This is a genomic window from Streptomyces sp. NRRL S-495, assembly GCF_000966955.1.
In the GTDB taxonomy this organism is placed as follows: domain Bacteria; phylum Actinomycetota; class Actinomycetes; order Streptomycetales; family Streptomycetaceae; genus Kitasatospora; species Kitasatospora purpeofusca.
Genome location: NZ_JZWY01000880.1, coordinates 1 through 1,568 on the forward strand (window position 1 = coordinate 1; position 1,568 = coordinate 1,568).

At 75.7% G+C, this 1,568-nt stretch carries 1 protein-coding gene; it reads left to right on the forward strand.

Annotation, left to right across the window (positions count from 1 at the left end):
* Nucleotides 1-74: 74 nt before the first annotated feature.
* A partial coding sequence (locus VR45_RS43005) for a hypothetical protein (protein WP_159394473.1) occupies nucleotides 75-1,568 on the forward strand: 1,494 nt, incomplete at its 3' end.

Below are 1,568 nucleotides of genomic sequence, written 5' to 3' on the forward strand. Positions count from 1 at the left end.
CTCTGACGGTACGGCGGCGGGCCCCCGGGGGCTGCCGGGGCCGGTTGTCGGTGGTCGCTGCGATGATCGTCCGCATGAACGACGCCGCGAACACCGACACCCCCGCCGTGACCTGGACCGCCGACCTGCCCACCACGGTCGGGCTGGTCCGCACCCTGCACGACCTCGACGACTGCTGGACGCGGGCGGACGTCGAGCGGCTGGTCGAGGCCAGGCCGGACTGGAAGGTCCGCCGCGTGTTCACCGACCTCCTCGTCGTGGGTCTGCAGGCCGAACTCCGCTGGCCGGCCGGTGCCGAGCTCTTCCTCGGCACCACCGAGCCGAAGGCCGACAGCTACCGGCGGGCCTGGGTGCCGCTGCTGCAGTTCCGGCTGCCGACGCCCGAGGAGGAGCGGCGCGGCGCGCTGCGCGCGCTCTCCGAGGCGCTGCGCGAGGTCGGCGAGCCGACGGCCGTCCCGACCGCCGCCGACGGGTTCGGGCTGCGCTGGCGGTCCGCCGGGCGGACCATGCTGCTCCAGGCCAACGACCGCCGGGCCTGGATCGCGATCCAGCCGCACGTCCGGGAGGTCCGGCACGTCAGCCCCGAACTCCCGGCCGCGGTGGCCGCGTTCGTCCCGCTGCTGCACGACGCGCCCGGCGGGCACCTCCCGGTCGAGGCGGTCCGCCGGGCCGTCGCCGAACTCCCCGGGGCGAAGGCCGAGTTCGGTGACAGCTGGGCCGACATCCGGTCCGCCGACCCGTCCTTCACGCCCTCGTTCGCCCAGCGCGGCTCCGTCCTGCGCGGCGCCCCCGAGGGCACCTTCGACGTGCTGGACCTGCACCGCTTCGACCTGGGGCCGACGACCATGGAGCACCGACGGGCGGTGTTCGGCGAGATCTACCGCGCGGTCTGCGCCGTCCTCGGCGAGCCGACCCTCTTCGGCGGCGGACCGGACGGGCCGGACGTCCGCTGGCGCGAGGCCGGGGAGGAGGGCCGGCTGCTGCGACTGCTCTGCGAGGGGCGCCGGGTCCGGCTGGAGACCGAGCCGGCCGCGGCCTTCGAGGAGGGCGAGTACACCACCTTCGAGTGGGGCGGTCCGTCCGGCGGCACCGACGGGCCCAGCGACTTCCCCCTGCTGCCGTACAGCTGGCAGCTCCACCTGCCGCACCAGGCACCCGGCGGCACCGCCGACCACTTGCCGGGCGGGCGGCTCGCCCTGTCGGTGCCGCACCTGCGCGAGGGGCTGGAGTGCCTGCTCGCCGGGTGGATCGAGCAGCTTCCGGTGCAGCGGCCGGGTGAGAAGGCGATGTTCACGATAGCCGCGCCGCAGATCAGTGGCGGGCTCTCCGTCACCTACAGCACGGTCAAGGGCGTCCTGCTGCGGGTCGGCCCGCGCCCGGGGGACTTGGCCGAGGTCGCGGCGGCGATGACGGCCGACGGCTGGGAGCCGTCGGGGCGGCGCTTCAAGGCCGAGTGGCGGACGCCGACCGAGGGGACCGCCGGGGAGGTCGCCGCGCTGATCGCCGCCGAGCTGACCGCCCGCGGCATCAGCGGCGACTCCGGCTTCGGCCTCGGCCCCGGTTATGTT